Annotated in this window: 22 protein-coding genes and 1 tRNA gene; 15 read left to right on the top strand and 8 right to left on the bottom strand. The window is 70.7% G+C overall.

Annotated elements, in window-relative coordinates; genetic code table 11:
* The first annotated feature begins 10 nt into the window (after positions 1-10).
* From dusB to ACQBAT_RS09490, 3 genes are all read left to right on the top strand, one after another.
* Entirely contained in the window at positions 11-1,219 is a 1,209-nt protein-coding gene (gene dusB, locus ACQBAT_RS09500; protein ID WP_420748118.1) for a tRNA dihydrouridine synthase DusB, read from the top strand.
* A 73-nt stretch (positions 1,220-1,292) separates the two neighbouring features.
* Entirely contained in the window at positions 1,293-2,612 is a 1,320-nt protein-coding gene (gene fucP / locus ACQBAT_RS09495; RefSeq protein WP_420748119.1) for an L-fucose:H+ symporter permease, read from the top strand.
* Positions 2,613-2,617: 5 nt separating this feature from the next.
* Positions 2,618-3,658: a substrate-binding domain-containing protein gene (locus ACQBAT_RS09490; RefSeq protein WP_427197675.1), complete on the top strand. Its 1,041-nt coding sequence runs from the start codon at positions 2,618-2,620 to the stop codon at positions 3,656-3,658.
* Positions 3,659-3,701: 43 nt separating this feature from the next.
* Here ACQBAT_RS09490 and ACQBAT_RS09485 read toward each other — a convergent pair whose 3' ends face one another.
* Positions 3,702-3,914 (bottom strand): hypothetical protein, encoded by a 213-nt coding sequence (locus tag ACQBAT_RS09485; protein ID WP_420748121.1) that lies wholly within the window; start codon positions 3,912-3,914, stop codon positions 3,702-3,704.
* Between the two features lie 76 nt (positions 3,915-3,990).
* Here ACQBAT_RS09485 and ACQBAT_RS09480 point away from each other — a divergent pair, with 76 nt between their 5' ends.
* On the top strand, positions 3,991-4,914 hold the full coding sequence (locus ACQBAT_RS09480) for a LysR family transcriptional regulator (RefSeq protein WP_420748122.1): 924 nt from the start codon (positions 3,991-3,993) through the stop codon (positions 4,912-4,914).
* A 37-nt stretch (positions 4,915-4,951) separates the two neighbouring features.
* On the opposite strand, the gene ACQBAT_RS09475 is transcribed toward ACQBAT_RS09480, so the two are convergent.
* The gene (locus ACQBAT_RS09475; protein ID WP_420748123.1) at positions 4,952-6,607 is read right to left on the bottom strand and encodes an AbgT family transporter; all 1,656 of its coding nucleotides are present in this window, start codon (positions 6,605-6,607) and stop codon (positions 4,952-4,954) included.
* Positions 6,608-6,755: 148 nt separating this feature from the next.
* Here ACQBAT_RS09475 and ACQBAT_RS09470 point away from each other — a divergent pair, with 148 nt between their 5' ends.
* Positions 6,756-7,286, top strand: coding sequence for a type 1 glutamine amidotransferase domain-containing protein (locus tag ACQBAT_RS09470; protein WP_420748124.1), 531 nt, complete (start codon positions 6,756-6,758; stop codon positions 7,284-7,286).
* 10 nt (positions 7,287-7,296) lie between these two features.
* On the opposite strand, the gene ACQBAT_RS09465 is transcribed toward ACQBAT_RS09470, so the two are convergent.
* Both ACQBAT_RS09465 and ACQBAT_RS09460 read right to left on the bottom strand, forming a co-directional pair.
* The gene (locus ACQBAT_RS09465) at positions 7,297-8,139 is read right to left on the bottom strand and encodes a sulfurtransferase (protein ID WP_420748125.1); all 843 of its coding nucleotides are present in this window, start codon (positions 8,137-8,139) and stop codon (positions 7,297-7,299) included.
* A gap of 50 nt (positions 8,140-8,189) precedes the next feature.
* Positions 8,190-9,443: an aspartate aminotransferase family protein gene (locus tag ACQBAT_RS09460; RefSeq protein WP_420748126.1), complete on the bottom strand. Its 1,254-nt coding sequence runs from the start codon at positions 9,441-9,443 to the stop codon at positions 8,190-8,192.
* A 41-nt stretch (positions 9,444-9,484) separates the two neighbouring features.
* Between ACQBAT_RS09460 and ACQBAT_RS09455 the strand changes: the two genes are divergently transcribed.
* The 7 genes from ACQBAT_RS09455 (at position 9,485) to ACQBAT_RS09425 (ending at position 15,658) form a co-directional block, all read left to right on the top strand.
* Positions 9,485-9,751: a DUF2277 domain-containing protein gene (locus ACQBAT_RS09455; RefSeq protein ID WP_420748127.1), complete on the top strand. Its 267-nt coding sequence runs from the start codon at positions 9,485-9,487 to the stop codon at positions 9,749-9,751.
* A 1-nt stretch (position 9,752) separates the two neighbouring features.
* A complete protein-coding gene (locus ACQBAT_RS09450) occupies positions 9,753-10,343 on the top strand; it encodes a hypothetical protein (RefSeq protein ID WP_420748128.1) in 591 nt (196 codons plus the stop codon).
* 70 nt (positions 10,344-10,413) lie between these two features.
* The gene (locus ACQBAT_RS09445; RefSeq protein WP_420748129.1) at positions 10,414-11,703 is read left to right on the top strand and encodes a deoxyguanosinetriphosphate triphosphohydrolase; all 1,290 of its coding nucleotides are present in this window, start codon (positions 10,414-10,416) and stop codon (positions 11,701-11,703) included.
* The gene (locus ACQBAT_RS09440) at positions 11,700-12,737 is read left to right on the top strand and encodes an NAD(P)H-dependent flavin oxidoreductase (RefSeq protein WP_420748130.1); all 1,038 of its coding nucleotides are present in this window, start codon (positions 11,700-11,702) and stop codon (positions 12,735-12,737) included. Before ACQBAT_RS09445 ends, ACQBAT_RS09440 begins: the two co-directional genes overlap by 4 nt.
* Positions 12,734-13,831, top strand: a complete 1,098-nt coding sequence (locus tag ACQBAT_RS09435) for a hypothetical protein (protein ID WP_420748131.1) — start codon at positions 12,734-12,736, stop codon at positions 13,829-13,831. Before ACQBAT_RS09440 ends, ACQBAT_RS09435 begins: the two co-directional genes overlap by 4 nt.
* A gap of 121 nt (positions 13,832-13,952) precedes the next feature.
* Positions 13,953-14,456: a SigE family RNA polymerase sigma factor gene (locus ACQBAT_RS09430; protein ID WP_420748132.1), complete on the top strand. Its 504-nt coding sequence runs from the start codon at positions 13,953-13,955 to the stop codon at positions 14,454-14,456.
* Positions 14,453-15,658: an AMIN-like domain-containing (lipo)protein gene (locus ACQBAT_RS09425; RefSeq protein ID WP_420748133.1), complete on the top strand. Its 1,206-nt coding sequence runs from the start codon at positions 14,453-14,455 to the stop codon at positions 15,656-15,658. The genes ACQBAT_RS09430 and ACQBAT_RS09425 overlap by 4 nt, the downstream gene beginning before the upstream one ends.
* Before the next feature lie 5 nt (positions 15,659-15,663).
* Here the strand turns inward: ACQBAT_RS09425 and ligD are convergent, their stop codons facing one another.
* Entirely contained in the window at positions 15,664-16,629 is a 966-nt protein-coding gene (ligD, locus tag ACQBAT_RS09420) for a non-homologous end-joining DNA ligase (RefSeq protein ID WP_420748134.1), read from the bottom strand.
* 9 nt (positions 16,630-16,638) lie between these two features.
* Positions 16,639-18,243: a DHA2 family efflux MFS transporter permease subunit gene (locus tag ACQBAT_RS09415; protein WP_420748135.1), complete on the bottom strand. Its 1,605-nt coding sequence runs from the start codon at positions 18,241-18,243 to the stop codon at positions 16,639-16,641.
* 139 nt (positions 18,244-18,382) lie between these two features.
* Here ACQBAT_RS09415 and dnaG point away from each other — a divergent pair, with 139 nt between their 5' ends.
* The 3 genes from dnaG to ACQBAT_RS09400 all read left to right on the top strand — a co-directional run bounded on the left by dnaG (position 18,383) and on the right by ACQBAT_RS09400 (position 21,021).
* Positions 18,383-20,326 (top strand): DNA primase, encoded by a 1,944-nt coding sequence (gene dnaG / locus ACQBAT_RS09410; RefSeq protein WP_420748136.1) that lies wholly within the window; start codon positions 18,383-18,385, stop codon positions 20,324-20,326.
* 3 nt (positions 20,327-20,329) lie between these two features.
* Positions 20,330-20,899 (top strand): hypothetical protein, encoded by a 570-nt coding sequence (locus ACQBAT_RS09405; protein ID WP_420748137.1) that lies wholly within the window; start codon positions 20,330-20,332, stop codon positions 20,897-20,899.
* Positions 20,900-20,948: 49 nt separating this feature from the next.
* Positions 20,949-21,021, top strand: a tRNA-Asn gene (locus ACQBAT_RS09400).
* A 99-nt stretch (positions 21,022-21,120) separates the two neighbouring features.
* Here ACQBAT_RS09400 and ACQBAT_RS09395 read toward each other — a convergent pair.
* Both ACQBAT_RS09395 and ACQBAT_RS09390 read right to left on the bottom strand, forming a co-directional pair.
* A complete protein-coding gene (locus ACQBAT_RS09395) occupies positions 21,121-21,996 on the bottom strand; it encodes an amino acid ABC transporter permease (protein WP_420748138.1) in 876 nt (291 codons plus the stop codon).
* Positions 21,993-22,667, bottom strand: a complete 675-nt coding sequence (locus ACQBAT_RS09390) for an amino acid ABC transporter permease (RefSeq protein WP_420748139.1) — start codon at positions 22,665-22,667, stop codon at positions 21,993-21,995. Before ACQBAT_RS09390 ends, ACQBAT_RS09395 begins: the two co-directional genes overlap by 4 nt.
* Positions 22,668-22,700: the final 33 nt, after the last annotated feature.

The following is a 22,700-nucleotide window of genomic DNA, read 5'->3' as shown; positions in this document are numbered from 1 at the left end:
GGTGGGAATCATGACCAGCGCCACCTCCCTGCCCACCCCCGTCCTGCCGCCGCTGCGCATCGGACGGCACACCATCGACTCCCCGGTGGTCCTCGCGCCGATGGCCGGGATCACCAACCGGGCCTTTCGCCGACTCTGCCGTGAGTATGGCGACGAGGGGCTGGCCGCCGGCGGTGCGTCGGGGGCCAGCTCGCTCTACGTCAGCGAGATGATCACCTCCCGGGCGCTGGTCGAGCGCACCCCGGTGTCGATGAAACTTATCGAGCACGATGCCGGCGAGGACCCGCGCTCCATCCAGTTGTATGGCGTGGATCCCGTCACCGTCGGTGCCGCCGTCCGCATGCTGCGCGACGAGGACCGGGCTGACCACATCGACCTCAACTTCGGGTGTCCGGTGCCCAAGGTCACCCGCAAGGGTGGCGGGGCCGCGCTGCCCTGGAAGACCGATCTCTTCCGCGGGATCGTCCGTGCCGCGGTGCGCGAGGCCACTCCGGCCGAGATCCCGGTCACCGTGAAGATGCGGGTGGGGATCGACGCCGATCACGAGACCTTCCTCGAGGCCGGCCGGATCGCCGAGCAGGAGGGCGCGGCCGCGGTCGCACTGCACGCCCGCACTGCGTCGCAGGCCTACTCCGGCGAGGCCGACTGGACCCGGATCGCCGAGCTCAAGGAGGCCGTCACCACCATCCCGGTGCTCGGCAATGGCGACATCTGGTCCGCCGAGGATGCCGTCCGGATGGTCGCCGAGACCGGCTGCGACGGCGTGGTCGTGGGCCGTGGCTGCCTGGGGCGGCCCTGGCTGTTCACCGACCTCGCCGCCGCCTTCGCCGGCTCGCAGGTCCGGGTCGAACCCACCCTGCGCGAGGTCTGCCGGGTGCTGCGACGGCACGCCGAGCTGCTCGTGGACTTCCACGGCGACGAGGGCAAAGGCTGCCGCGACATCCGCAAGCACATCGCCTGGTACACCAAGGGCTTCCGCGTCGGGGGACAACTCCGCCACCAGCTCGCCCTGGTCGACACCCTCGAGGACCTGGACCGCCTGATCGAGACCCTCGATCTGGACCAGCCCTGGCCCCGCGAGGGCGCCGACGGTCAGCGGGGCCGGGCCGGGTCGGCGCGGGTCGTCGCGCTGCCCGACCGGTGGTTGGAGTCCCAGGAGCTCGACGAGGCGCAGCGCGCCGCGATCGCCCAGGCTGAACTCGACGTCTCAGGGGGCTGACCCGGGGGAGCTCCGCTGCTATTCTGCCCCTCACGACACGTCCCAAGGACTCCTGGTCAGGGGAGGGGAAGCGATGGCGACGGAGCCACGTGCTACCACCCGGTCACCTCTGGTGGCCCGCCACCTGCTGGTGCCCTTCATCCTGCTGATCAGCTGCTTCGCCGCCTGGGGAGCGGCGGCCAACCTCACCGATGTGCTCGTCGGTGTCTTCCGCGGCATCTTCGACATGTCGAACTTCCAGTCCTCGCTGGTGCAGTTCGCCTACTACGGCGCCTACTTCCTGCTGGCCATCCCGGCGGCCTTCATCAACGACCGGTGGGGCTTTAAGGCCGGCGTCCTCGTCGGCCTGGGGCTCGCGGCGGTCGGCGGACTGCTCTTCCTGCCGGCCTCGCAGATGCTCGCCTACGGGATGTTCCTCTTCGCGCTCTTCGTGCTGGCTGCAGGCCTGTCGATCCTGGAGACCTCGGCCAACCCGTTCGTCATCGCGATGGGCGACGAGGCGACGGCGACCCGGCGGCTCAACCTCGCCCAGGCCTTCAACCCGATCGGCGCGAATGTCGGCGTGCTGATGGGCGCCGTGCTGATCCTGCCCGGCCTCACCCCGGAGGCCAGCAAGCTGATCATGAGCGAGGAGGAGCTGCTCGCCAGCCAGGGGGCCGATCTCTTCCTGGTGCTGCGGCCCTACCTGATCATCGCGGCGGTCCTGGTCGTGATCTGGTTCCTCATCGCCTTCCGCCGGATGGACCTGCCCACCCAGCCCGAGGCGGTGGACCTCACCGAGGGCGGCGGCGGCACCTTCTCGCGCCTGTGGGCCAACAAGCATTACCGGTATGGCGTGTTCGCCCAGTTCTTCAACGTCGCGGCCCAGACCTGCGTGTGGACGTTCACCATCCTCTACGCTCAGGACGTGGCGGGCACCTCACCCGCGGCGGCGGGCTGGTGGCTGCAGGCCAGCCTGATCATCTTCCTGGTCGCGCGGTTCGCGATGGTCTATCTGCTCGGCATCTTCCGACCGGCCCTGCTGCTGCTGGTGATGGCGATCTTCGGGGTGCTGTGCTGCCTGACCTCCATGTTCGTGCTCAACATCGTCGGCCTGATCGCCGTGGTCTCGATCTCGGCCGCGCTGTCGCTGATGTTCCCGACGATCTACGGGATGGCCCTGCAGGGGTTGGGTGAGGACTCCAAGTTCGGCGCCGCCGGATTGGTGATGGCGATCCTTGGCGGTGCCCTGGTGCCGATGATCCACGCGGTCGTGATGGACGTGGCGGGGTCGGCCATGGGCTATGTGGTCCCCGCCGTCTGCCTGGCACTCGTCGCGCTCTACGCCGTCTTCGACCTGCGCCACTCCCGCCCGAGCCCGGGCGCGACCACCGTCGAGGAGGTGCCGGCATGACACCCGTGAGGCGAACGCGTGTCCCGCGGGGCCGGACGGTCGTAAGGAAGCCGGCCACCCGGCATACGGGATGGGGCCTGGGTCTGGGGCTGGTGCTCACCCTCGCCCTCGGCGGGTGCACCGACGACCGCGAGGAGGTCGTCGTCGGGCTGATCACCAAGCAGGAGGAGAACCCCTACTGGGTCTCCATCCGCCACGTGGCCGAGCGGACAGCCCGCGACGAAGGCGTGGAGCTGATCAGCGCGACCGGCCGCAGCGACACCGACGTGGCCTCGCAGGAGGCGGCCATCGCGGACATGGTCGAGAGGGGCGCCGACGGGATCCTCATCACGCCGGTCGACTCGACGGCGCTGCTGCCCGCGATCGAGGCTGCCCGCGAGGCGGGCGTGGTGGTCATCGCCCTGGACACCCCGGTCGACCCGGTGGAGGCGGTCGATGCCTACTTCGCCACCGACAACGAGGTCGCCGGCCGGCTGGTGGGGGAGTACGCCCAGGCCAAGGCCGACGCGCTCGGGCTGGAGCCGCGGATCGCGATGCTCGACCTGGCGCCCGGCATCAGCACCGGGCAGCAGCGGCACGACGGTTTCCTGGCTGGGTTCGAGATCGCCGAGGACGACCCGGCGGTGGTCGCCATGGTGGATGTGGAGGGCGATCGCGACCTCGCGCGGGAGGCGATGGCGCAGATCCTGGTGGAGCAGCCGGACGTGAACGTGATCTACACGGTCAACGAGCCGGCGGCGCTCGGCGCCCTGGAGGTGCTCGAGGAGGAGGGGGCCGACCTGTCCCAACTGGTGCTGGTGTCGGTCGACGGCGGGTGTCGGACCATGCGCGAAGGGGTGCGGCCGGGGCGCATCGATGCCACCGCGCAGCAGTACCCGGAGAACATGGCGCGCGAAGGGGTGCGCGCCATCGCCTCCTTCGTCCGGGACGGCGAGCGGCCCAGCGGCTATCTCGACACGGGCGTGGAGCTGGTCACCGGCGATCCGGTGCCGGAGGTCGCCTCCCGGAACATCGAGTTCGGGATCCGCAACTGCTGGGGGAGTTGAGCTCTCTTCGCCCGGGGTGCGTGCACCCGGCGGGAAGAGTGGGTCAGACGGACAGCGGGGTGCGCTCGTCCCGGCGACCGTCCCACACGCCGGTGGCGGGCCGGGACGCGGCGGGAGTCTGGTTCGGCCAGCTGGCGCTGGGCAGCACGACCATGGCGGACCCGCGGGTGGCGGGGTGGGCGCTGAGGTCGGTGGACAGGTAGGAGTTGGCGGCCGCGGACAGGGCGGCCCAGAGGCGGCGGGCGGCGTTCTTCATGACGTCTACGATCCTCTGATCTCTTCCATGCGTCCAATACCTGTTGTGCAAGGTATCCATGCGCTAGCGTCATGGGATGGATGTGCAGGCGTTGCGGTGGTTCCAGCAGGTGGCTGACGGGGTGACGGTCACCGAGGTCAGCGAGCTCGACATGGTCTCTCAGCCCGGCGTCTCACGAGCCTTGGCCCGCTTGGAGGCCGAGGTGGGGACGCCGTTGCTGCAGCGCTCGGGACGGGTGCTGCGGGTCACGCGGGCCGGTGCGGCGTTCAAACGTCATGTGGACGCGGTCCTGCACCATCTCGACGACGGGCTTGCGGCGGTCGAGCAGCTCATCGACCCGGAGACCGGCACGGTGACGCTGGCCTTCCAGCCCTCCCTGGGCACCTGGCTGGTGCCGGATCTGGTCCGCTCCTTCAGGGACGCCCATCCGCAGGTGCGCCTGGACCTGCGGACCAAGGTGGACGAGCAGCACCTGGCCGTGGGCCGGGGGAGCGATGTCGACCTGGAATTGTCGACGCTGGGACCCGGGCCGGACCGCGAGTGGCGAGCCCTGGCCCAGGAGCCGATCAGGGCGCTGCTGCCGCTGGAGCATCCGCTCGCGGAGCAGGTCGACCTGGACCTGGCCGACCTCGCCGAGGACGACTTCGTGCTGCCCGGACACACGTCCCTCATGCGATGGCAGGCAGAGGAACTGTGCCGGCGGGCGGGCTTCGAGCCCCGGGTGATCCTGACGGCGGCCGATCTGCCCACCCTGCGCGGCTACGTGGCCGCGGGGCTGGGGGTCGCGCTCGCGCCGACCCAGTGGGAGTCGGCCGGGCGGGACCAGCTGCCGTCCACCCGGTTGCGGGTGCTGGGCCTGCGGGACGCCGGGGCGGTGCGCGACATCGGGATGAGCTGGTCATTGGAGCGACGACTGCTGCCTGCCGCGGAGCTCTTCCGCACGCACGTGCAGGATCGGGCCCGCGCGGGTCGGCTGCCGCGGCCGGTGCCGGTGCGCTGAGCGGTGCCGGTGCGCGGAGGGGTGTGCGTGCCCTCTGTCAGCGGATCGGGTTGCCCGGACCGAGCGGCAGGCCGAGGACCCACCACAGCACGAAGAAGGCGAACCAGGACAGCACGATCGCGATCGACAGCGGGAGCGTGAGCGAGATCAGGGTTCCGACCCCGGCGTCTCGGCGGTACTTCTGCAGGTAGCCCAGGATGAGCGCGAAGTAGGGCGAGAGCGGCGAGATGATGTTGGACGCCGAGTCCCCGATCCGGTACGCCATCTGGGTGGTCTCGGCGGAGATGCCGACGAGCAGCAGGGCCGGGACGATGACGGGGGCCATCAGCGCCCACTGAGCCGAGCCGCTCGTGATCAGGATGTTGATCAGGAAGGTCATCGCCACGACGAGAGCGAGCATGGCCAAGGGGTGCATGCCGGAGCGGTCCAGGAGCTCGGAGCCGTTGACGGCGAGCACGGTGCCGATATTGGACGAGGCGAACCAGGCGATGAACTGGCTCGCGGCGAAGAACAGGACCAGGACCGGCGCCATCTCCAGCATGCCCTTGGTCATGAACTTGGGGATGTCGTCGAAGGCGGTGATCGTGCCCGCGACGAGCCCGTAAGCCACGCCGGCGACGATGAAGGACAGCATGATGATGATGCCGATGTTGAGCAGCACCGGCGAGGTGACGATCCCACCGTCCTCCCCGCGCAGGGGCGAGTCCGGCCAGGCCAAAGCGGTCAGGAAGAGCCCGATGAAGACGGCCGTCGCGAGCAGCGAGACCCAGATGCCACGGCGCTCCTTGGGCTCCAGCTGCATGGCGTCGAGGTCCTCGAAGTCCTGCTCCACCTCCTCGGTGGCCTCCTCCGCCCGCTCGGCCTGCTCGTCGGTGGCCAGCGCGTTGGACTTCGCGGCCTCCTCATCGATGGGGGTCTCATCGAGCAGTGTCATCCGCTTGGCCAGGAGTGTCTCGGCCACCAGGGTGATGACGAAGGCCAGCATGATGGCCGACGCTGCCGAGAAGTACCAGTTGGCGATCGGTGACACGACATAGCCGGGCTCGACGATCTCGGCCGCCGAGGTGGACAGTCCGGCCAGCAGCGCGTCCGTGGGGGTCAGCAGCAGGCTTGCGTTGAAGCCGCCCGCGACACCGGCGAAGGCCACCACGACACCGGCGATCGGGCTCCGGCCGACGGCCTTGAAGGCCAGCGCCGCCAGGGGCGGCAGGATGACATAGAGGGCGTCGGCCGCCACCGAGCCGACGATGCCGGCCAGCGCCACCACAAAGGTCAGCAACTTCGGGCTGACCTTGGTCACCGCACCACGCAAGCACGCCGAGATCAGGCCAGCCTGCTCGGCCACCGCGACACCCAGCAGGACCGTGATGACCAGGCCTAGGGGCGGGAAGGTCATGAAGTTGGGGATCGCCTCGGTGATCATCTCCAGGATGCCCTCACCGCTGAGGAGGTTCTTGACCGGCACCTCCTCCCCGTCGGCCGGGTTGGTCACCGTCACGCCGGCCTGAGCCAGGATCCAGGACAGCACCGCCGTCGCGGCGGCGAGCAGGATGAAGAGCCAGAACGGGTTGGGCAGCTTGTTGCCGACCCGCTCGATCCACCCCAGGGCCCGCATCGTGAGGCCCTCACGGGGTGCCTTCCGCTGACCGCCCTGCTGCCCTTCCTGCTCGGTCTCCGCGCTGGCCCTGCCCATGGTCCCTCCCCGGGATCGGTGATCGGTCGGTCCGTGCACCCTCAGGTCTGCCTGGGAGGGGTCGCGAGTCGAAGAGCCGGCGCGGTTCTGGACGGGAGGGTTCCTGCTCCGGATGCAGGGCGCCGACGATCGTTCTAGCGTTGACGGTATGACGCAACGACTCAACGGCAAGACGATCGCCTTCCTGGCTACCGACGGCTTCGAGGACAGCGAACTGACCAGCCCCTGGAACACCGTCACCGAGGCCGGTGGAACCGCTCACCTCATCGGTCCGGAGAAGGGCTCGATCGAGGGCAAGAACGGCCACACCCAGGACGTCGACCACGCGGTGGGTGACGTGGACCCGGCCGACTACGACGCGCTCGTGCTCCCCGGCGGGACCGCCAATGCGGACAAGATCCGGATGGACGAGGGTGCGGTCGCCTTCACCCGGCACTTCGGCACGGAGGGCAAGCCGATCGCGGTGATCTGCCACGGCGCGTGGATCATGGCCGACGCCGACATCCTCAAGGGCCGCCGGATGACCTCCTACGCCTCGCTCAAGACCGACCTGCGCAACGCGGGCGCGACCTGGGTCGACGAGGAGGTCGTCGTCGACGGGGGAGTGGTGTCCAGCCGCACCCCGGCTGACCTGGAGGCCTTCAACCGCGAGCTGGTCGAGGCCTTCGCGGACGCCTGAGAGGGCTTGCTCAGCCGTCCGCGCCGCCGGTCGCGACCGGTCGCGCCAGGTCGGTGATCCAATCGCTCCAGCTGCCGACACAGACGGCTGGGGAGTCCAGGCCGGCGGCCTCCAGCGCGAGCGCGGCGTGGGCCGCCTGCACCCCGGAGCCGCAGTAGACGGCGGTCGGCGCATCCGGCTCTGCCCCCGCGTCGCGGAGCAGGGCCCGGATGGCGTCGCCGTCCAGGAAGCCGCCCTCGTCGTCGAGCAGTGACAGGGCGGGCAGGCTCCGGGCTCCGGGGATGTGCCCGGCCACGGGGTCGATCACCTCGTTCTCCCCGCGGAAGCGATCCGACGGTCTTGAGTCGAGCAGTTGACCGCCCTCGGCGAGGAGTCCGATGACTCCCGACGCCTGCAGCAGATCCTTCGTGCCGGCCACCAACGAGACATCTCCCTCGGTGGGCTGGAGGTCGCCAGAGTCGACGGGCAGGCCCGCTGCCTCCCAGGCCGCCAGGCCGCCGTCGAGCACGCGCGCGGGCACGCCGTAGTAGGTCGCCACCCACCAGGCGCGGGCGGCGCCGAGCGAGGTCCGCGCGTCGTAGAAGACGACGGGCTTCCCCTCGCGCACCCCTGCCGCGCGCAGGCCCTCCTCGACGCGCTCCAGCGAGGGCATCGGGTGGCGGCCACCGACGCCGCCCTGTCGCGGCGGGTCCGACAGGGCGCTCTCCAGGTCCAGGAAGCTCGCCCCGGGCAGGTGCCCTTCCCGGTATGCCGTGTGGTTGGCCTCGGCGCCCGCCCCCAAGGCCCAGCGCACGTCGACGAGCGTCGGTGGGGCTTGGCCCTCGAGCTCCCGCGCCAGTTCAGTCGCACTCACGAGCGGGGAGGGGGAGCCGGAAGGATGGGTCCTCTCTCCGGCGGGCGACATCAGGATCCCGCCTCGACCGGGGCGTCCAGCGCCTCGCGGAAGGTGTCGGCGAGTTCGCCCACCTCGTCGTCGGTCATCGTGAAGGACGGCGAGATCTGGATGGCGCCGGCGCCGCACGCGCGGGTCGCGATGCCGAAGTCCCGGACCCGGGCGGCGAACTGCATCGCGGCCGGCGGGTTCTCCAACTGGATGGCCGCGACCGCTCCGACGCCGGAGCGCACCTCGACCACGCGCTCGTGGTCGGCGAGCGCGCCGATCCGCTCGTCCAGAGTCTGCTCGAGGCGGGCCGCCTCCTCCACGAGGCCCTCCCGTTCCAGCAGGTCCAGGTTGGCGAGCGCGACCGCCGAGGCCATGGCGTGGCCGGAGTAGGTGTAGCCGTGCCGGAACCACACCCCAGCGCCGGTGCGGAAGAAGGGCTCCCAGACGCGCGGAGCGACGAGGACTGCACCCATCGGGGCATAACCGCTGGTCAGGCCCTTGGCGGTGGTGACAAGATCGGGCTCGAGGCCGAACCGAGAGCTGGCGAACCAGGATCCGCCGATCCGGCCGTACCCGGTCACCACCTCGTCGGCGACGAACAGGATGTCGTGCTCGGTGCACACCTTCCGCACCTCGGTCAGGTAGCCCTCCGGGGGCGGGTAGACCCCACCTGCGCCGATCACGGGCTCGCAGAAGAAGGCGGCGATCTTGTCGGCGCCGATCCGCTCGATGGTGGAGCGCAGTTCCTCGGCCGAGTCCCACTCGACCTGGGCGGTGCTGTCGGGGACGAGCTCGCCGTAGCCCTCGCGGTTGCCGGGGATGCCGGCCAGCGCGGTGCCCGCGTAGTGCATGCCGTGATAGGCCTTGGAGCGGGAGAGCAGCACGGTCTTCTCCGGGCGTCCCTGCTCGACCCAGTACCGCCGCGCCATCTTGGCTGCGGTGTCCACCGAGTCCGAGCCACCGGAGGTGAGGAAGATCTTGCTGCCGGGCACCGGCGCGATCGCCTCCAGCCGGTCGGCGAGTTCCAGGGTGGGGACCGTCGCGTAGTCACCGAAGGTGGAGTAGGCGGCGATCGTCCGCATCTGCTCGGCGGCTGCCTCAGCGAGCTCGGCCCGGCCGTGCCCGACATTGGTGAACCACAGCCCGGCGGTCGCATCCAGGTAGCGCCGCCCCTGGGTGTCGTAGACGTGGACCCCCTCGCCACGCTCGATCACGAACTCGCCACCGCTTTCGACCGCTCCCATGTCCGAGAACGGGTGCCAGAGAGATCCCATGAACCGACCCTAGCGGGCGGGCTCGTGGCAGAGTGTGCTGCATGTGCCGCAACATCCGCCCCCTCAACAACTTCGCCCCGCCGGCCACCCCGGATGAGGTGCAGGCCGCGGCGTTGCAGTACGTCCGCAAGGTGGGTGGGGCGAGCAAGCCGGCCAAGGCGAACGAGCAGGCGTATGCCGCAGCCGTCGCCGCGATCGCCGAGGCCACCCAGACCCTTCTGGACTCCCTCGTCACCGCCGCGCCGCCCAAGGACCGCGAGGTCGAGGCGGCCAAGGCCCGGGCGCGCGCTCAGGCCCGCTACGCCTGAGATGTCCGGCCGCTACCTCCGCCCGGAGGTCCCGCTGCCGCGGCACCCGTCGCTGGCGCCCAACGCCCTGGGCGATCCCCCCTTCGTGCGTCGGCGGCACTGGCTGAACTGGCTCAACCTGTCCACCCCTGTCGGCCTGCTCGTCGCGAAGGTCGGGGGCGCGCGGATCAGGCGTGGGCCGGGCCGCAGTTTCCTGGCCGACTACTACCGGTGGACCTTCCCGGCCGGTGGGGCCTTCACGATCGGCGACGTGGTCCTGACGAGGCACGACCTGGACCTGCTCGTCGAGCGCCGGCCCCTGCTGCTCCAGCACGAGTTGGTGCACAGCACCCAGTGGGCCTACTGCTTCGGGCTGCCCTTCCTCCCGCTCTACGTCGGCTCGATGGCCTGGTCCTGGCTGCGGACGGGTGACCGCGCGGCGCGCAGCGTCTTCGAGCGGGAGGCCGGCCTGGCCGACGGTGGCTACCGAGACGTGCCGCCCCGTCCCCTGGGCCCGGTGGTCGGAGCAGGCATGCGGCGGATGCGGGCGCTGGTCGCCGGCCGACGGGGGCTGGACCGAGGCACCCAGCTCGGCCTCGACGACCGCCGCTGAACCGGGCTGCTCAGCCCCACCGCTGAGGGGCACGGGCCCGCGGGCGGGGGCCACGGCATACCCTCGGGGTGTGTCGACGACCACCTCCCACCGCGCGCCGCTCGACGTGCCGGGGTACTCCCCGCAGGACCGTGAGCGGTGGGTCGCCGAGGATCCGGCGCAGAAGCGCTCGGACCGGCACGACTTCGCGCGGGACCGCGCCCGCGTGCTGCACTCCGCCGCCCTGCGCCGACTGGCGGCGACCACCCAGGTGGTGCAGCCGACCAGCGACGACTTCGTCCGCAACCGGTTGACCCACTCCCTGGAGGTGGCGCAGATCGGGCGCGAGCTGGGGGCTGCGCTGGGCTGCGACGCCGACGTGGTCGACACCGCCTGCCTGGCCCACGACATCGGCCACCCGCCATTCGGGCACAACGGGGAGGCGATCCTGGATGAGTTGGCCGCCGACATCGGCGGCTTCGAGGGCAACGCGCAGACGCTGCGCGTGTTGACCCGGCTCGAGGCCAAGCGCACCCACCCTGACGGGCGACCGGCGGGCCTGAACCTGACCCGCGCCAGCCTGGATGCGACGACGAAGTATCCCTGGTCCCGGGGTGCCGGACCGATCCCGGCATCGCCCAAGTTCGGGGCGTATGCCGATGACGCGGAGGTCTTCGGGTGGCTTCGCGCAGGCGCACCCGATGAGGACCCGCACCGGCGGTGCTTCGAGGCTCAGGTGATGGACTGGTCGGACGACGTGGCCTACTGCGTGCACGACGTGGAGGACGCGATCGCCTCCGGGCGGGTGGACCCCGGGGCGCTGCGCTCGGGCGAGGTCCAGCTGGCCGTCGCACGCGTGGCGCAGGAGTGGTACGCCTCCGATCTGGAGGTCGAGCACCTGCGGGAAGTGCTGGCAGGCGTCCTCGACAACGACTGGGTCCCGCTGCAGCACAGCGGTTCCCGTGCTGATCTTGCGGCTCTGAAGGATATGACCTCCCGGCTGATCGGCCACTTCGTGCACAGCGTCGAGGTCGCGACGCGAGAGCGGTACGGCCCAGGGATCCTGACCCGGTATGCCGCGGATCTGGTCGTCCCGGACCGCGTGCGGGCACAGGCGGCCGTGCTCAAGGCGGTGGCGGCGCACTTCGTGATGCTCAGCGAGGAGCGGCGGCTGGTGATGGACACCGAACGCGAGGTGCTGACCGAGCTGGTCCGGCTCTACTCCGAGGACTCCTCGCGGCTGGACCCGGTGCACCTGGAGGCCTACGACGGTGCTGCGGACGCAGGCGCCGCGGCCCGCGCGGTGATCGACCAGGTCGCGAGCCTGTCGGACGCCCGCGCGCTGGCGATCTTCGCCGACCGGACGAGGTGCCGGTCATGAGCGTGCTGTCCGGGCGCACGCTGCCCGTCGTCGGCGCGCCGATGGCCGGTGGGGTCAGCTCACCCCTGCTCGTCGCGGCGGTCAGCGATGCCGGGGGACTGGGGATGATGGCCGCGGGCTACCGGACCCCGGAGCAGTTGGCGACAGATCTGGTCCACACCCGGGACCTGACCCGTGAGCCTTTCGGGGTCAACCTCTTCGTGCCGACCGACCCAGCGCGGCGCTCCCGCGACCGGCGCAGCCACGAGGCAGCGGTGGCCAGCTATCGCGAGGCGATCCAGGACCGGGCGCAGGAGTTGGGGGTGGCTGCCGGGCATCCGCAGTGGGAGGGCGATGACCACTGGGAGGAGAAGGTCGTGCTCATCGAGACCTTTGCGCCGGCGGTCGTCTCCTGCACCTTCGGGGTGCCGCCGGTCGAGGTGGTGCGGCGCTGGCAGGCCGTCGGCTCCGAAGTGCACGTGACGGTGACCTCCCCGTCTGAGGCGCTCGCGGCGGCCGCGGCCCAGGCCGACGTGCTCATCCTGCAGGGGCAGGAGGCGGGCGGGCACCGCGGCAGCCACGAGGTCGAGGCGGAGCCCGAGCCCATCGACCACCTGGGTCTGCTGGAGACCGTCCGCGGGCTCGTCGATCTGCCGCTCGTGGCGGCGGGCGGCATCACGACTGCGGGGGATCTGCGGCGCGCGCTGGACGCCGGGGCCGCGGGAGTGCAGATCGGGACCGCGCTGCTGCTGGCCACCGAGTCCGGTGCCTCGATGACCTACCGCGCTGCGCTGCGCGATCCTGGGCTGACCGAGCGGGTCACGACCCGGGCGTTCAGCGGTCGGGTGGCCGGCGCGGTCCGCAACGCCTTCGTCGACCGCTACGCCGAGCTCGCCCCGCCCGCCTTCCCGGCGGTGGACCAGGTGAGCCGACCGGTGCGGGCCGCGGCTGCGCGTGCAGGGGACGTCCACGGCATACACATCTGGGCGGGAGCCGGGTGGCGTGCCTGCCAGGACCGACCCGCGGGGGAGATCATCCGGGAGCTGGCGGGGTGAGTGAGCCCGGCTGGCCGCCCGCCGACGTGCGGCTAGGAGATCCGATCGACCTGGGTGGATCCAGCCGCTCCGAGGTCCTGCGGCACCCGGTGCTGGAGGGTCCGGCCGAGTGGGGCAGCTCCGTCGTGACCAAGCGGTTCCTGCCGCAGCAGGAGGGCTCGCGGGCGGCGATGGGGTTTCGCCGGGAGCGGACCGGGCTCGCGTATCTGCCCGGGGCGCCGGAGCTGCTGGCCGTGGACGAGGCCCGAGAGCTTCTCGTGCTTGAGGATCTGGGAGACCACCCGACGCTGGCCGACCTGCTCCTGGGGTCTGAGTCCCGCGAGGCGAGGAACGCCGCGCTGAGGTGGGCGGCGGCACTCGGCCGCACGCTACTTCCTCTGGGTGCGCTACCGGCGGAGGCCAGGGCGAGCCTGGGTGATGCCGTGGCTGAGGACCGGCGCATGCGGCGTGAGTTTCCCCGCTCTGGGCTGGCGCGGCTGATCGAGGTGACCGGCTCCCGGCACGGCAACGCGGCGGTCAGCGAGATCCATGATGCGGTGGAGGCGCTGGAGCGTGATGTGGATCGGCACGTGCTCGGCCCGGGCGACACCTGTCCGGACAACGCGGTGCTCACGGACTCCGGGGTGCGCTTCCTGGACCTGGAGGGAGCCGGCTTCCGGCATGCCGCTTTCGAGGCCGCCTACGCGGCTGAGCCGTTCAGCACCTGCTGGTGCGTCTTCACCCCGCCCGCTGGCCTGACCGGCGCGATGCTCGCGGCCTTCACGGAGGGAGCTGAGCAGAGGCTTCCTGGTCTGGGGGCGGATCCCAGGTGGCCCGCGCAGGTGCGGGCAGCGGTGGCAGCGTGGGTGCTCAGCGGCACGCTCTGGCTGATGGATGGTGCGCTGGATGACCGGGTGATGGCCCCGGTGGGCCGATCCGGACCGCGCTTCCGGGCACTGCTCGTCGCCCGATGGCGCTGGGTGGTGCGAGAGTGTTCCGCGCAGCTGCCGGACGTGGCCGCGGTGTGCGAGGACGCGCTGCGCTGGGCGGCGCGCAGCTGGTCTGCCTCCGACCTCGTGCTGCCGGGTTATCCGGCCTTTCGCGGAGCGGACTGAACGTCTCCGCGGCCGGACTGACATTCTCGCGGCATGGGCTGAACCTTTTGAGCTGGTGATGCGACAGAGTGGGTGAGCAGGCCCGCCCGGGCCTGCCTCCCGCGAAGGAGAGGAGCGGCCGTTGTTCACCACGGATCCCGGCTACCGCGACTTCGTGCTCTCCCGGCAGGACGGTCTGCGTCGCGCCGCGGTCCTGATGTGCGGCGAGCAGGCGCAGGCGGAGGATCTGCTGCAGGAGGCGTTGGTTGCGCTGGCCGAGCGGTGGGAATCGGTGGATCATCCGGAGGCCTTCGTGCGGCGGGTGATCTATCGCCAGCGGGTGTCGTGGTGGCGCCGCCGGCGACGTGAGGTCGTGGTCGACGCGGTTCCGGAGCGGGGAGTCGGCGACGGGAGCGAGGGCCGGGCGCGGGACGCAGAGGTGCGCGAGGCGCTGCGGCACCTGCCCCAGCGCCAGCGCGCGGCGCTGGTCCTGCGCTATTTCGAGGACCTGACCGAGGCCCAGACGGCCGAGGTGATGGGCGTGGCCGTCGGCACCGTGAAGAGCCTCTCCCATCAGGGGATGGCGCGGCTGCGCGAGGAACTGTCCGCCCGACAGGCGGATGTGGAGCAGGAGGGTGTGCGATGAACGAGCGGTATGACGTTTCCACGCTGCTCGAGGGGGCGGCCGGCTCAGGAGACCGGGGCGCACCTGCGGTGGATCCCGACGAGACCTGGCGCGCCGGGCGACGGCGGCGGATCGGCAAGCGGGTCGGTGCGGCGGCGCTCGCGGTGACCGTGCTGGGAGCGGCGGCGGGGGTGGCGTGGCAGTCGGGCCTGCTCGGGGGTGACGGCGACGCGGGTGCTGGGGAACCCGCGGGGCAGGTGAGTGTGCCGGAGGGATACACCACCTTCGTCTTCGCGGCGCCGGATGCGCCAGAGGTGAACCCGCATACGATCAGCTCGATGCCTGCGCTCGACGTGCCCGCCCTACGGGACACCAGGTGGACGATGATCGAACCGCTCTACCGCGTCGCCACCGACTCCGAGGGGGGCGACGGCGAGCCAGGGGATCTCAGCGCCCAGGCGGCGATCGGGGTCACCGACCTGATCACCTTGCACATCACCGAGGAGGCGATTCTCGGCGTGCAGGTCGGGGACTGTGGGGCCATCCCCTCGGCGATCGATGCCTCCCTGCAGGAGGACGGCAGGTTCGCCGCGGGTGACATCGCGAACGACAGCGTGCAGTGCGCCACGGCGAGCCAGGACGACGCGGTGCAGTACTGGATCGAGGCGCTGTCCCACGGAGGCTATGTTGAGCGGCTTGGCGGCAGTTGGTTGCTCCTGTCAGTCCAGGCTCCGGGCCCGGTGGGGGAGCTGGTCGACGGACCTGCCTTCCGTGATCCCACGCAGGAATGGATCGATGAGCCCTGGCCGGCGGCGGGCGGCGGGCTGCTGGCACCCACCGTGCGGGCCGGCGCGCATGACGGCTTCGATCGGGTCGTGCTGGACCTCGCAGGACGGCACGAGGAGCCGTGGCCAGGCTGGCGGGCTGCCTACACCGATGCGCCCACCCGGGACGGGTCCGGGCTGCCGATCGAGCTGGCGGGCGACAGCACACTGGAGATCAGGATCAACGGCATGGACCTGCCCGCCCCGGACGACCCGACCTACGACGATGGTGACCTCAGAGTCAGCACCCCGGAGCTGGACCTGGTGACCGAGGTGGTGCGCACGACGCCCTTCGAGGGCCAGGTGGACCTGGTCGTCGGGCTCTCCGGCGAGCCGCGTCCCTACCGCGTCTTCCTGCTGACCGACCCGCTTCGCCTCGTGGTCGACATCGAACACTGACCGGGTCAGGCCGGAGCGTCGTCAACCACCGACGTCTCGCCCTGCGCCTCGTCCCGCCCAGCCCACTCCAGCAGCGGCGCGAGGTCGAAGACGGCCTCGTCGATGCCCTCCCACAGGTCACCCAGCGCGGCGAACCGACCCGGCATCGTCAGCATCGTGAAGTCGCGCGGGTCGCAGTCCGGCACCTCCTCCCAGCGCAGCGGGGCCGACACCTGGGCCGCCTCCCCGGCGCGCACGGAGTACGCGCTGGCGATGGTGTGATCGCGAGCGTTCTGGTTGTAGTCGAGAAAGACCCGCCTCGGATCGCGCTCCTTGCGCCACCACACCGTCGTTGCCTCGTCGGTCCGCCGCTCCACCTCGCGCGCGAAGGCGAGCGCCGCGCGTCGGACGTCCTGGAAGCCGTGGGTCGGCGGGATCCGGACGTAGACGTGGATTCCCTTGCTTCCCGTCGTCTTCGGCCAGCCGACCGCCCCGAGCTCCTCGAGCACCTCGGCGACCACACCGCATACCCGGCGGACCGTGGCGAAGTCGCACTCCTCGCCCGGGTCGAGGTCGATCCGCCACTCGTCGGGCTGCTCGACGTGGCCGCGGCGGCTGTTCCACGGGTGAAACTCGACGCAGGACATCTGCACCGACCAGATCACCTGGGCAAGCTCGGTGACGCAGAGTTCGTCGGCGGTCAGGTTGTAGCGCGGGAAGGTCAGCTGCACGGTCTCCACCCAGTCGGGGGCGCCGCGGGGAAGCCGCTTCTGGTGCACCCGCTCACCGGTGATCCCGGTGGGAAAGCGGTGCATCATGCAGGGCCGCTCACGCAGCGCGTTCACGATGCCGTCGCCGACGGCCAGGTAGTACTGCGCCAGGTCCAGCTTGGTCAGGCCAAGGTCGGGGAAGTAGATGCGGTCCGGGTTGGAGATCCGCACCGTGCGACCGCCCACCTCCAGCTCGGTCGACGGGCTGCTCGCCTTGGGCATGGGCTCAGACTAGGCCCCCGGGTATGCCGTGTGCTCGGCCTCCGCGGACGCGTCCGGCTCGGCGGCGCCCGGGGTCGCGGTGTCGCGGGGGCCGGCGTGCTCCTCGCCCTCGGGACGTCGTACGAAGATCGCCAGCACGACGACACCGGCAGCCAGGGCGGCGCCGACGAGCAGCGCAACCCGGATCCCGTCACCGAGCGCAGCCACCTCGGTGGCACCTCCACGCGCCAGGGTCGCCGCAGTCACCTGCATGACCGTGACGACCAGCGCGGCACCGGCCGCCCCCGCCACCTGCTGGGAGGCGCCGAGCAGGGCGCTGCCGTGCGAGGAGAGGCGCGTGGGCAGGGCGCCCAGCCCCGCGGTGAAGACCGGCGTGAAGAGGAAGGCCAGCGCGACGCTGATCACCGAGTGCAAGGCGACCAGCGCCCACCACGGCGCGTGTTGCACGCTCAGCGCGAGGGTCGCCATCGCGGCGACCAGCACAACTGCCCCGGGCACGACGAGCGGGCGTGGGCCCACCCTGTCGTAGAGGCGACCTACCGTCGGGCCGAGCAGACCCATTGCCAGCGCGCCCGGCATCAGCATCAGGCCGGACTGGAGCACGCTCATCCCGCGGACCTCCTGCAACGCGATCGGCAGCAGGAGCATCGCCCCGATGAGCGCCATGAAGGACAGGCACAGGAGGCCGAGAGCAACGGCATACCGGGAATGGCGCAGGGTCCGCAGGTCGAGGAAGGGCTGGTCGCGGCGCTGCAGCGCCACCTGGCGCCAGACGAAGAGGGCGAGCGCGACCACGCCGACCACCAAGGTCCAGACCGGGTTCAGCGCAGCGCCGCCTCCGGCGGCCTTGCCGAAGGCAGAAAGGCCGTAGACCAGGCCACCGAAGCCGAGGGCGGTGAGCAGGACCGAGAGCACATCCAGGCGGGCCGGACGACCCGGGTCGCTGCTGCGGAGCAGCCGCACCCCGGCGACCGTCATCAGCACCGCGACCGGCAGGACCAGACCGAACAGCCAGCGCCAGGAGCCGAACTGCAGGATGATCCCAGACACCGTGGGGCCAAGGGCCGGCGCGACCGACATCGCCAGGGTGAGATTGCCCATGACCCGCCCTCGGCGGTCGGCCGGGACCATCGTCATGATCGTGGTCATCAGCAGCGGCATCATCACCGCGGTGCCGCAGGCCTGGACAACCCGGCCGAGGAGCAGGATCGAGAAGCTCGGTGCGAGGGCACACAGCGCAGTGCCGACGATGAAGGTGCCCATCGCCAGCGCGAAGGCGGTGCGGATGCTGACCCGCTGGAGCAGCCAGCCCGTCATCGGGATGACCACCGCCATGGTGAGCATGAAGCCGGTGGTCAGCCACTGACCCACCGAGGCGTCGATCGCGAAGACCTCCATCAGCGGCGGCAGGGCGTTCATCATCAGGGTCTCGTTGAGGATGACGACGAAGGCTGCCGCGGTGAGCACGCGCAGGACCAGGGTGATGCGGGCGTCGTCCGGCGGGGCGGGCTGCGCCGTGGGGGTGGGGGATGACGTCGTCGAGGTCACGTGGGCTCCCGGGGTCGTGGTGGTGGGGAGTGCGCCGGCTGGGACGTCATCGGTGGCGGGGCGCAACCGGATGAGTCTACGCCTTGGGGACAACTGGCGCGCGCGCATTTGTGGGCGACCTAGACTCGGCGGGGACGTCGGATCAGTCGGCACGTCGGTCAGTCGGTAGATCGGTAGATCGGTAGGTCGCAGAGGAGGTGCGCGCGTGGCACGGATCAACGCGGAGGATATTCAGGCGGTCAAGGAGCGCGCCTCTGTCGAGGATGTCGTGCGTGAGCACGTGACGCTGCGCGGTGGCGGCGTCGGGACGCTCAAGGGCCTGTGCCCCTTCCACGACGAGAAGACGCCGTCCTTTACGGTGCGGCCGGCGGTCGGCTACTACCACTGCTTCGGCTGCGGCGAGGGCGGCGACGTCCTGGACTTCGTGCAGAAGATCGACCACCTCACCTTTGCCGAGTCCGTCGAGCGGCTCGCCGACCGGCTCGGGATGACGCTGCGGTATGAGGACACCGGGCAGGGCGGACGTGACGCCGGACCGCAGGCGCCGGCCGGGCAACGGACCCGGCTGATGGAGGCGCACCGGGTGGCCGAGGAGTTCTACCACCAGGCGCTGCTGGAGAGCCCCGAGGGGAGGGCGGCGCGGATCTTCCTGCACGACAAGGGCTTCACCGGGGAGCACGCCGGTCAGTTCATGGTGGGCTACGCGCCGCAGGGCGGCCAGGTGCTGACCGATCACCTGCGGAGCAAGAAGTTCACCGACGAGGAGCTGGTGCTGTCCGGCCTCTCGGCGAAAGGCTCACGCGGGCTCTATGACCGCTTCCGCGGCCGGGTGATGTGGCCGATCCGCTCGATCGCGGGGGACACCGTGGGCTTCGGGGCGCGGCGACTCTATGACGATGACCGGATCGCGGCGAAGTACCTGAACACTTCCGAGACCCCGATCTACAAGAAGACCGGCGTGCTCTATGGGCTGGATCTGGCCAAGAAGGCGATCTCCACCGAGCGCCGGGCCGTGGTGGTCGAGGGCTACACCGACGTGATGGCGGCTCACCTGTCGGGGGTGGGCACGGCGGTGGCGACGTGCGGGACGGCCTTCGGCACCGACCACATCTCCATCCTGCGCCGGATCCTGCGGGACGAGGCCGGGCGGGCACCGGCTCGGGTGATCTTCACCTTCGACGGCGACGCGGCCGGGCAGAAGGCGGCGATGAAGGCCTTCGAGCAGGACCAGCGGTGGGCGGCGCAGAGCTTCGTGGCCGTGGCCGAGGGTGGGCAGGACCCGAACGACCTGTGGATCAAGGAGGGTGAGGAGGCGGTGCGGGCCTTGGTCGACTCGGCCCAGCCGATGTTCGAGTTCGCCGTCCGCACGACCCTGGCGCCCTACGACCTCTCGCTGGCCCAGGAGCGGGTGCAGGCGGTGCGGGCGGTCGCCCCGATCCTGGCCGGGATCAAGGACTCCTCGGACCGGCCGGAGTACGTCCGCGATGTGGCCGGCTGGATGGGCGTGGACCCCCAGTCGCTGACGGTCGAGGTCAATCGGGTCATGCAGGCTCCGGCCCAGGGTCTGCGACCCCGCCAGCCCCAAGACCAGGGGGAGCGGGCGCACTCGGGGGAGTTGCGGCATACGGGACAGGGGGCGGAGCCGCAGCAGTTGCCGGTGCCGGACCTGACCGACCCCGTGCAGCTGGCCGAGCGGAGCCTGCTGCAGGTGGCGCTGCAGTATCCGCTCGCGATCTACGCCGACGACATGGACGCCCTGGCGGCTGAGCAGTTGCGGGCGCCGATGCACCGCGCCGTGTGGCACGCGGTGCGCGCGGCGGGCGGGGTGTGGGCGGCCGACACGATGAGCGCGACGGCTTGGAACCGCGCGGTGCTGGCGCAGACCCCACCGCCGGTGCAGCCTCTCGTGCACGAGCTGGCGGTCGCGCCCCTGCCCGTCCGCCTCGACCCGGTCGAGGGAACACCGCCCCAGGCGTATGTCGATTCCCTCTTCCAGCGCGTGCGCCTCGCCGTGCTCGAGCACCAGATCACCCAGACGCTCGGGGAGGTGCAGCGCGCGCCCGAGGGCTCGCCGGACTCCCGGCGGCTCGGGGAGCGACTGATGGCGCTGCAACGCGAGCACGCCGCCCTCAAGGACAGGACGATCTGAGACATGCCGCTGTTCCGCCGCCGCAAGGTCGTCATCGGTGATGACGTCCCGCCCCCGACCACGAAGCCGGACGCCGTGCCGCGCGAGGCGATGGTGCCCCTGGAGCGCGGGGAGAGCCTGCTCGCCTCGGCCCAGGAGGATGCCGACGGCCATTGGCTGCTGCTGACCACCTGGCGGCTGCTCGAGCGCTCCGAGCAGGGCGAGACCGTGGTGGAGCGAGCGTGGCATGAGATCGACACCGGCGCCTGGAACCCGGACTCCTGGACCCTCGCGGTCTCCTTCGTGGGTGGTGGTGGCCGACAGTGGGGGCTGCGGCGGCGCACCGGTCCGGGGTCGGTCCCGCAGGTCTTCCGCGAGCGCACCTCGGCGAGCGTGGTGCTGACCCGCTCCATCGACCTCGGGCCTCGTCGCTCGGCCCGGGTGAGCATCCGGACGGTCCTGCGGACAAGGGAGCTGGTCGAGCAGGTTCTCCTCGGCAAAGAGACCGATCCGGAGGACGCCGAGCTGTCGGCCGAGGTGCTCCAGGCGCGTCAGGATCTGCGTACGCAGGTAGGGCTGGATCCGGTCCGCTGATTTCGGTCAGGCCCGTGCGGTTTGGTACAGTCTGTCCTCGCTGCACCATTCCCCTGTAGCTCAATTGGCAGAGCAGCCGGCTGTTAACCGGCAGGTTCTTGGTTCGAGTCCAAGTGGGGGAGCGCACGGCGCTCAGGAGATGATCCTGAGGGCTAAAGGGCCGGATCCGATCGGATCCGGCCCTTTCGCGTGTGCTCGGAAGGTCCTGCTGACGGTGTGGCTCAGCGCGTCGAGGTCGCGTCCATGGTCACCACACCGGCGGCCGGCTTCTTGGTGGGCTTGCCGCCCCGCTCGCGCACGCGCCGCTCGAGGTACTCCGCGAGCATGGTGACCGCGTAGTTGATCAGGATGAAGAGCACTGCGGCGGTGATGAAGGCCACGGTGGTGTTGCCGAATCGGGTGCCCATCTGGCGCGCTGAGTTCAACAGCTCGGGGTACAGGATGATGTAACCCAGCGCGCTGTCCTTGAGGGCCACCACCATCTGGCTGACCAGGGCGGGCAGCATGGCGGTGAGGGCCTGGGGGACCAGGATCATCCGGCGGACCTGGGTGGGGTTCAGCCCGATCGACAGCCCGGCCTTGCGCTGGCCAGACGGCAGCGAGGCTACGCCATTGCGGATGACCTCGGCCATGACGGCACCGTTGTAGAAGACCAGGCCGATGATCACGGCGACAAGGGGCCGCTGCGGTGTCGGCACCGGGGTGTACTGGGTCACGAAGGTCAGCGCGAAGATCATCATGATCAGGACCGGCACGGCGCGGAAGAACTCGATGAAGATGGTCGCCGGCCAGCGCAGGAAGGGGCTCTCGGCCATCCGGCACATGGCGGCGACGAAGGCGATCACGAAGGCGATGGTGATCGAGAAGATCGCCGCCAGGATCGTGGCGCGGATGCCCGGGAGCAGGTAGAACCGCCATGCCTCGGCGCCCAGGATCGGCTCCCAGCGTTGCGGGGTGATCTGGTTGAGATTCCAGAGGGTCCAGACCATCCAGGCGATGACGCCGGCGATGATGACCGCGCCGATGATCGAGCCGATGAGGTGGATCCGTCGGGCGCGGGGACCGGGGGCGTCGAAGAGGACGTTGGCGCTGCTCATCGCTTCACCGCGAACTTCTGTGAGGCCCAGCTGGTCAGCATGCCCATCGGCAGCGTGATGATCACGAAGCCGACGGCCACGATGAGGAAGATCAGGAAGAGGACATCGGGTCGGAACTCGATGGCTCGGCGCATGGACAGCGAGACCACACCCACGCCGATGGCCGCGGCCACGGTGGTGTTCTTGGTCAGCGCGATGAGCACATTGCCGATGGGGGTGATGGCTCCGCGGAAGGCCTGGGGGAGGATCACGTGCCGCAGGCTCTGGGAGAACGTGAGCCCGATCGAGCGAGCCGCCTCCGCCTGACCGAGGGGGATGGTGTTGACACCGCTGCGCAGGGCCTCGCAGACGAAGGCTGCGTGATAGACCGACAGGCCCAGGATGGCCAGCCGGATGTTGTTGGTGACCGAGTTGTCGCCGAGCTCGATCCCGAGCTGGATCCAGAGCACGAAGTTGGCGGCCACGATGATCAACGTCAGGGGGGTGTTGCGCAGCGCATTGACGATGAAGCCGCCGACCATGTTGACGGTCCGGATAGGGACCAACCGCATGATCGCCAGGATGGTGCCGATGATCAGCGCCCAGGCGGCGCTCCACAACGTCAGCCACAGCACCAGGCCAAAGCCCTGGATGAAGTCGAAGCGTTGGATCAGTTCAGGAATGTCCTGCATCTACCCTCCTTCGGTGGCAGACCGGTGGTCGGC

Source organism: Ornithinimicrobium pulveris (assembly GCF_050261105.1).
Classification (GTDB): domain Bacteria; phylum Actinomycetota; class Actinomycetes; order Actinomycetales; family Dermatophilaceae; genus Ornithinicoccus.
Note: the sequence above shows the minus strand (reverse complement) of the source record. Positions and strands in the feature narration are given on the sequence as shown.

Bases quoted from the DNA above. Each gene is read 5' to 3' on its own strand.
- dusB (WP_420748118.1), top strand. From the start codon at position 11: ATGACCAGCGCCACCTCCCTGCCCACCCCCGTCCTGCCGCCGCTGCGC.
- fucP (WP_420748119.1), top strand. From the start codon at position 1,293: ATGGCGACGGAGCCACGTGCTACCACCCGGTCACCTCTGGTGGCCCGC.
- ACQBAT_RS09485 (WP_420748121.1), bottom strand. From the start codon at position 3,914: ATGAAGAACGCCGCCCGCCGCCTCTGGGCCGCCCTGTCCGCGGCCGCC.
- ACQBAT_RS09480 (WP_420748122.1), top strand. From the start codon at position 3,991: ATGGATGTGCAGGCGTTGCGGTGGTTCCAGCAGGTGGCTGACGGGGTG.
- ACQBAT_RS09475 (WP_420748123.1), bottom strand. From the start codon at position 6,607: ATGGGCAGGGCCAGCGCGGAGACCGAGCAGGAAGGGCAGCAGGGCGGT.
- ACQBAT_RS09470 (WP_420748124.1), top strand. From the start codon at position 6,756: ATGACGCAACGACTCAACGGCAAGACGATCGCCTTCCTGGCTACCGAC.
- ACQBAT_RS09460 (WP_420748126.1), bottom strand. From the start codon at position 9,443: ATGGGATCTCTCTGGCACCCGTTCTCGGACATGGGAGCGGTCGAAAGC.
- ACQBAT_RS09455 (WP_420748127.1), top strand. From the start codon at position 9,485: ATGTGCCGCAACATCCGCCCCCTCAACAACTTCGCCCCGCCGGCCACC.
- ACQBAT_RS09450 (WP_420748128.1), top strand. From the start codon at position 9,753: ATGTCCGGCCGCTACCTCCGCCCGGAGGTCCCGCTGCCGCGGCACCCG.
- ACQBAT_RS09440 (WP_420748130.1), top strand. From the start codon at position 11,700: ATGAGCGTGCTGTCCGGGCGCACGCTGCCCGTCGTCGGCGCGCCGATG.
- ACQBAT_RS09425 (WP_420748133.1), top strand. From the start codon at position 14,453: ATGAACGAGCGGTATGACGTTTCCACGCTGCTCGAGGGGGCGGCCGGC.
- ligD (WP_420748134.1), bottom strand. From the start codon at position 16,629: ATGCCCAAGGCGAGCAGCCCGTCGACCGAGCTGGAGGTGGGCGGTCGC.
- ACQBAT_RS09405 (WP_420748137.1), top strand. From the start codon at position 20,330: ATGCCGCTGTTCCGCCGCCGCAAGGTCGTCATCGGTGATGACGTCCCG.
- ACQBAT_RS09395 (WP_420748138.1), bottom strand. From the start codon at position 21,996: ATGAGCAGCGCCAACGTCCTCTTCGACGCCCCCGGTCCCCGCGCCCGA.
- ACQBAT_RS09390 (WP_420748139.1), bottom strand. From the start codon at position 22,667: ATGCAGGACATTCCTGAACTGATCCAACGCTTCGACTTCATCCAGGGC.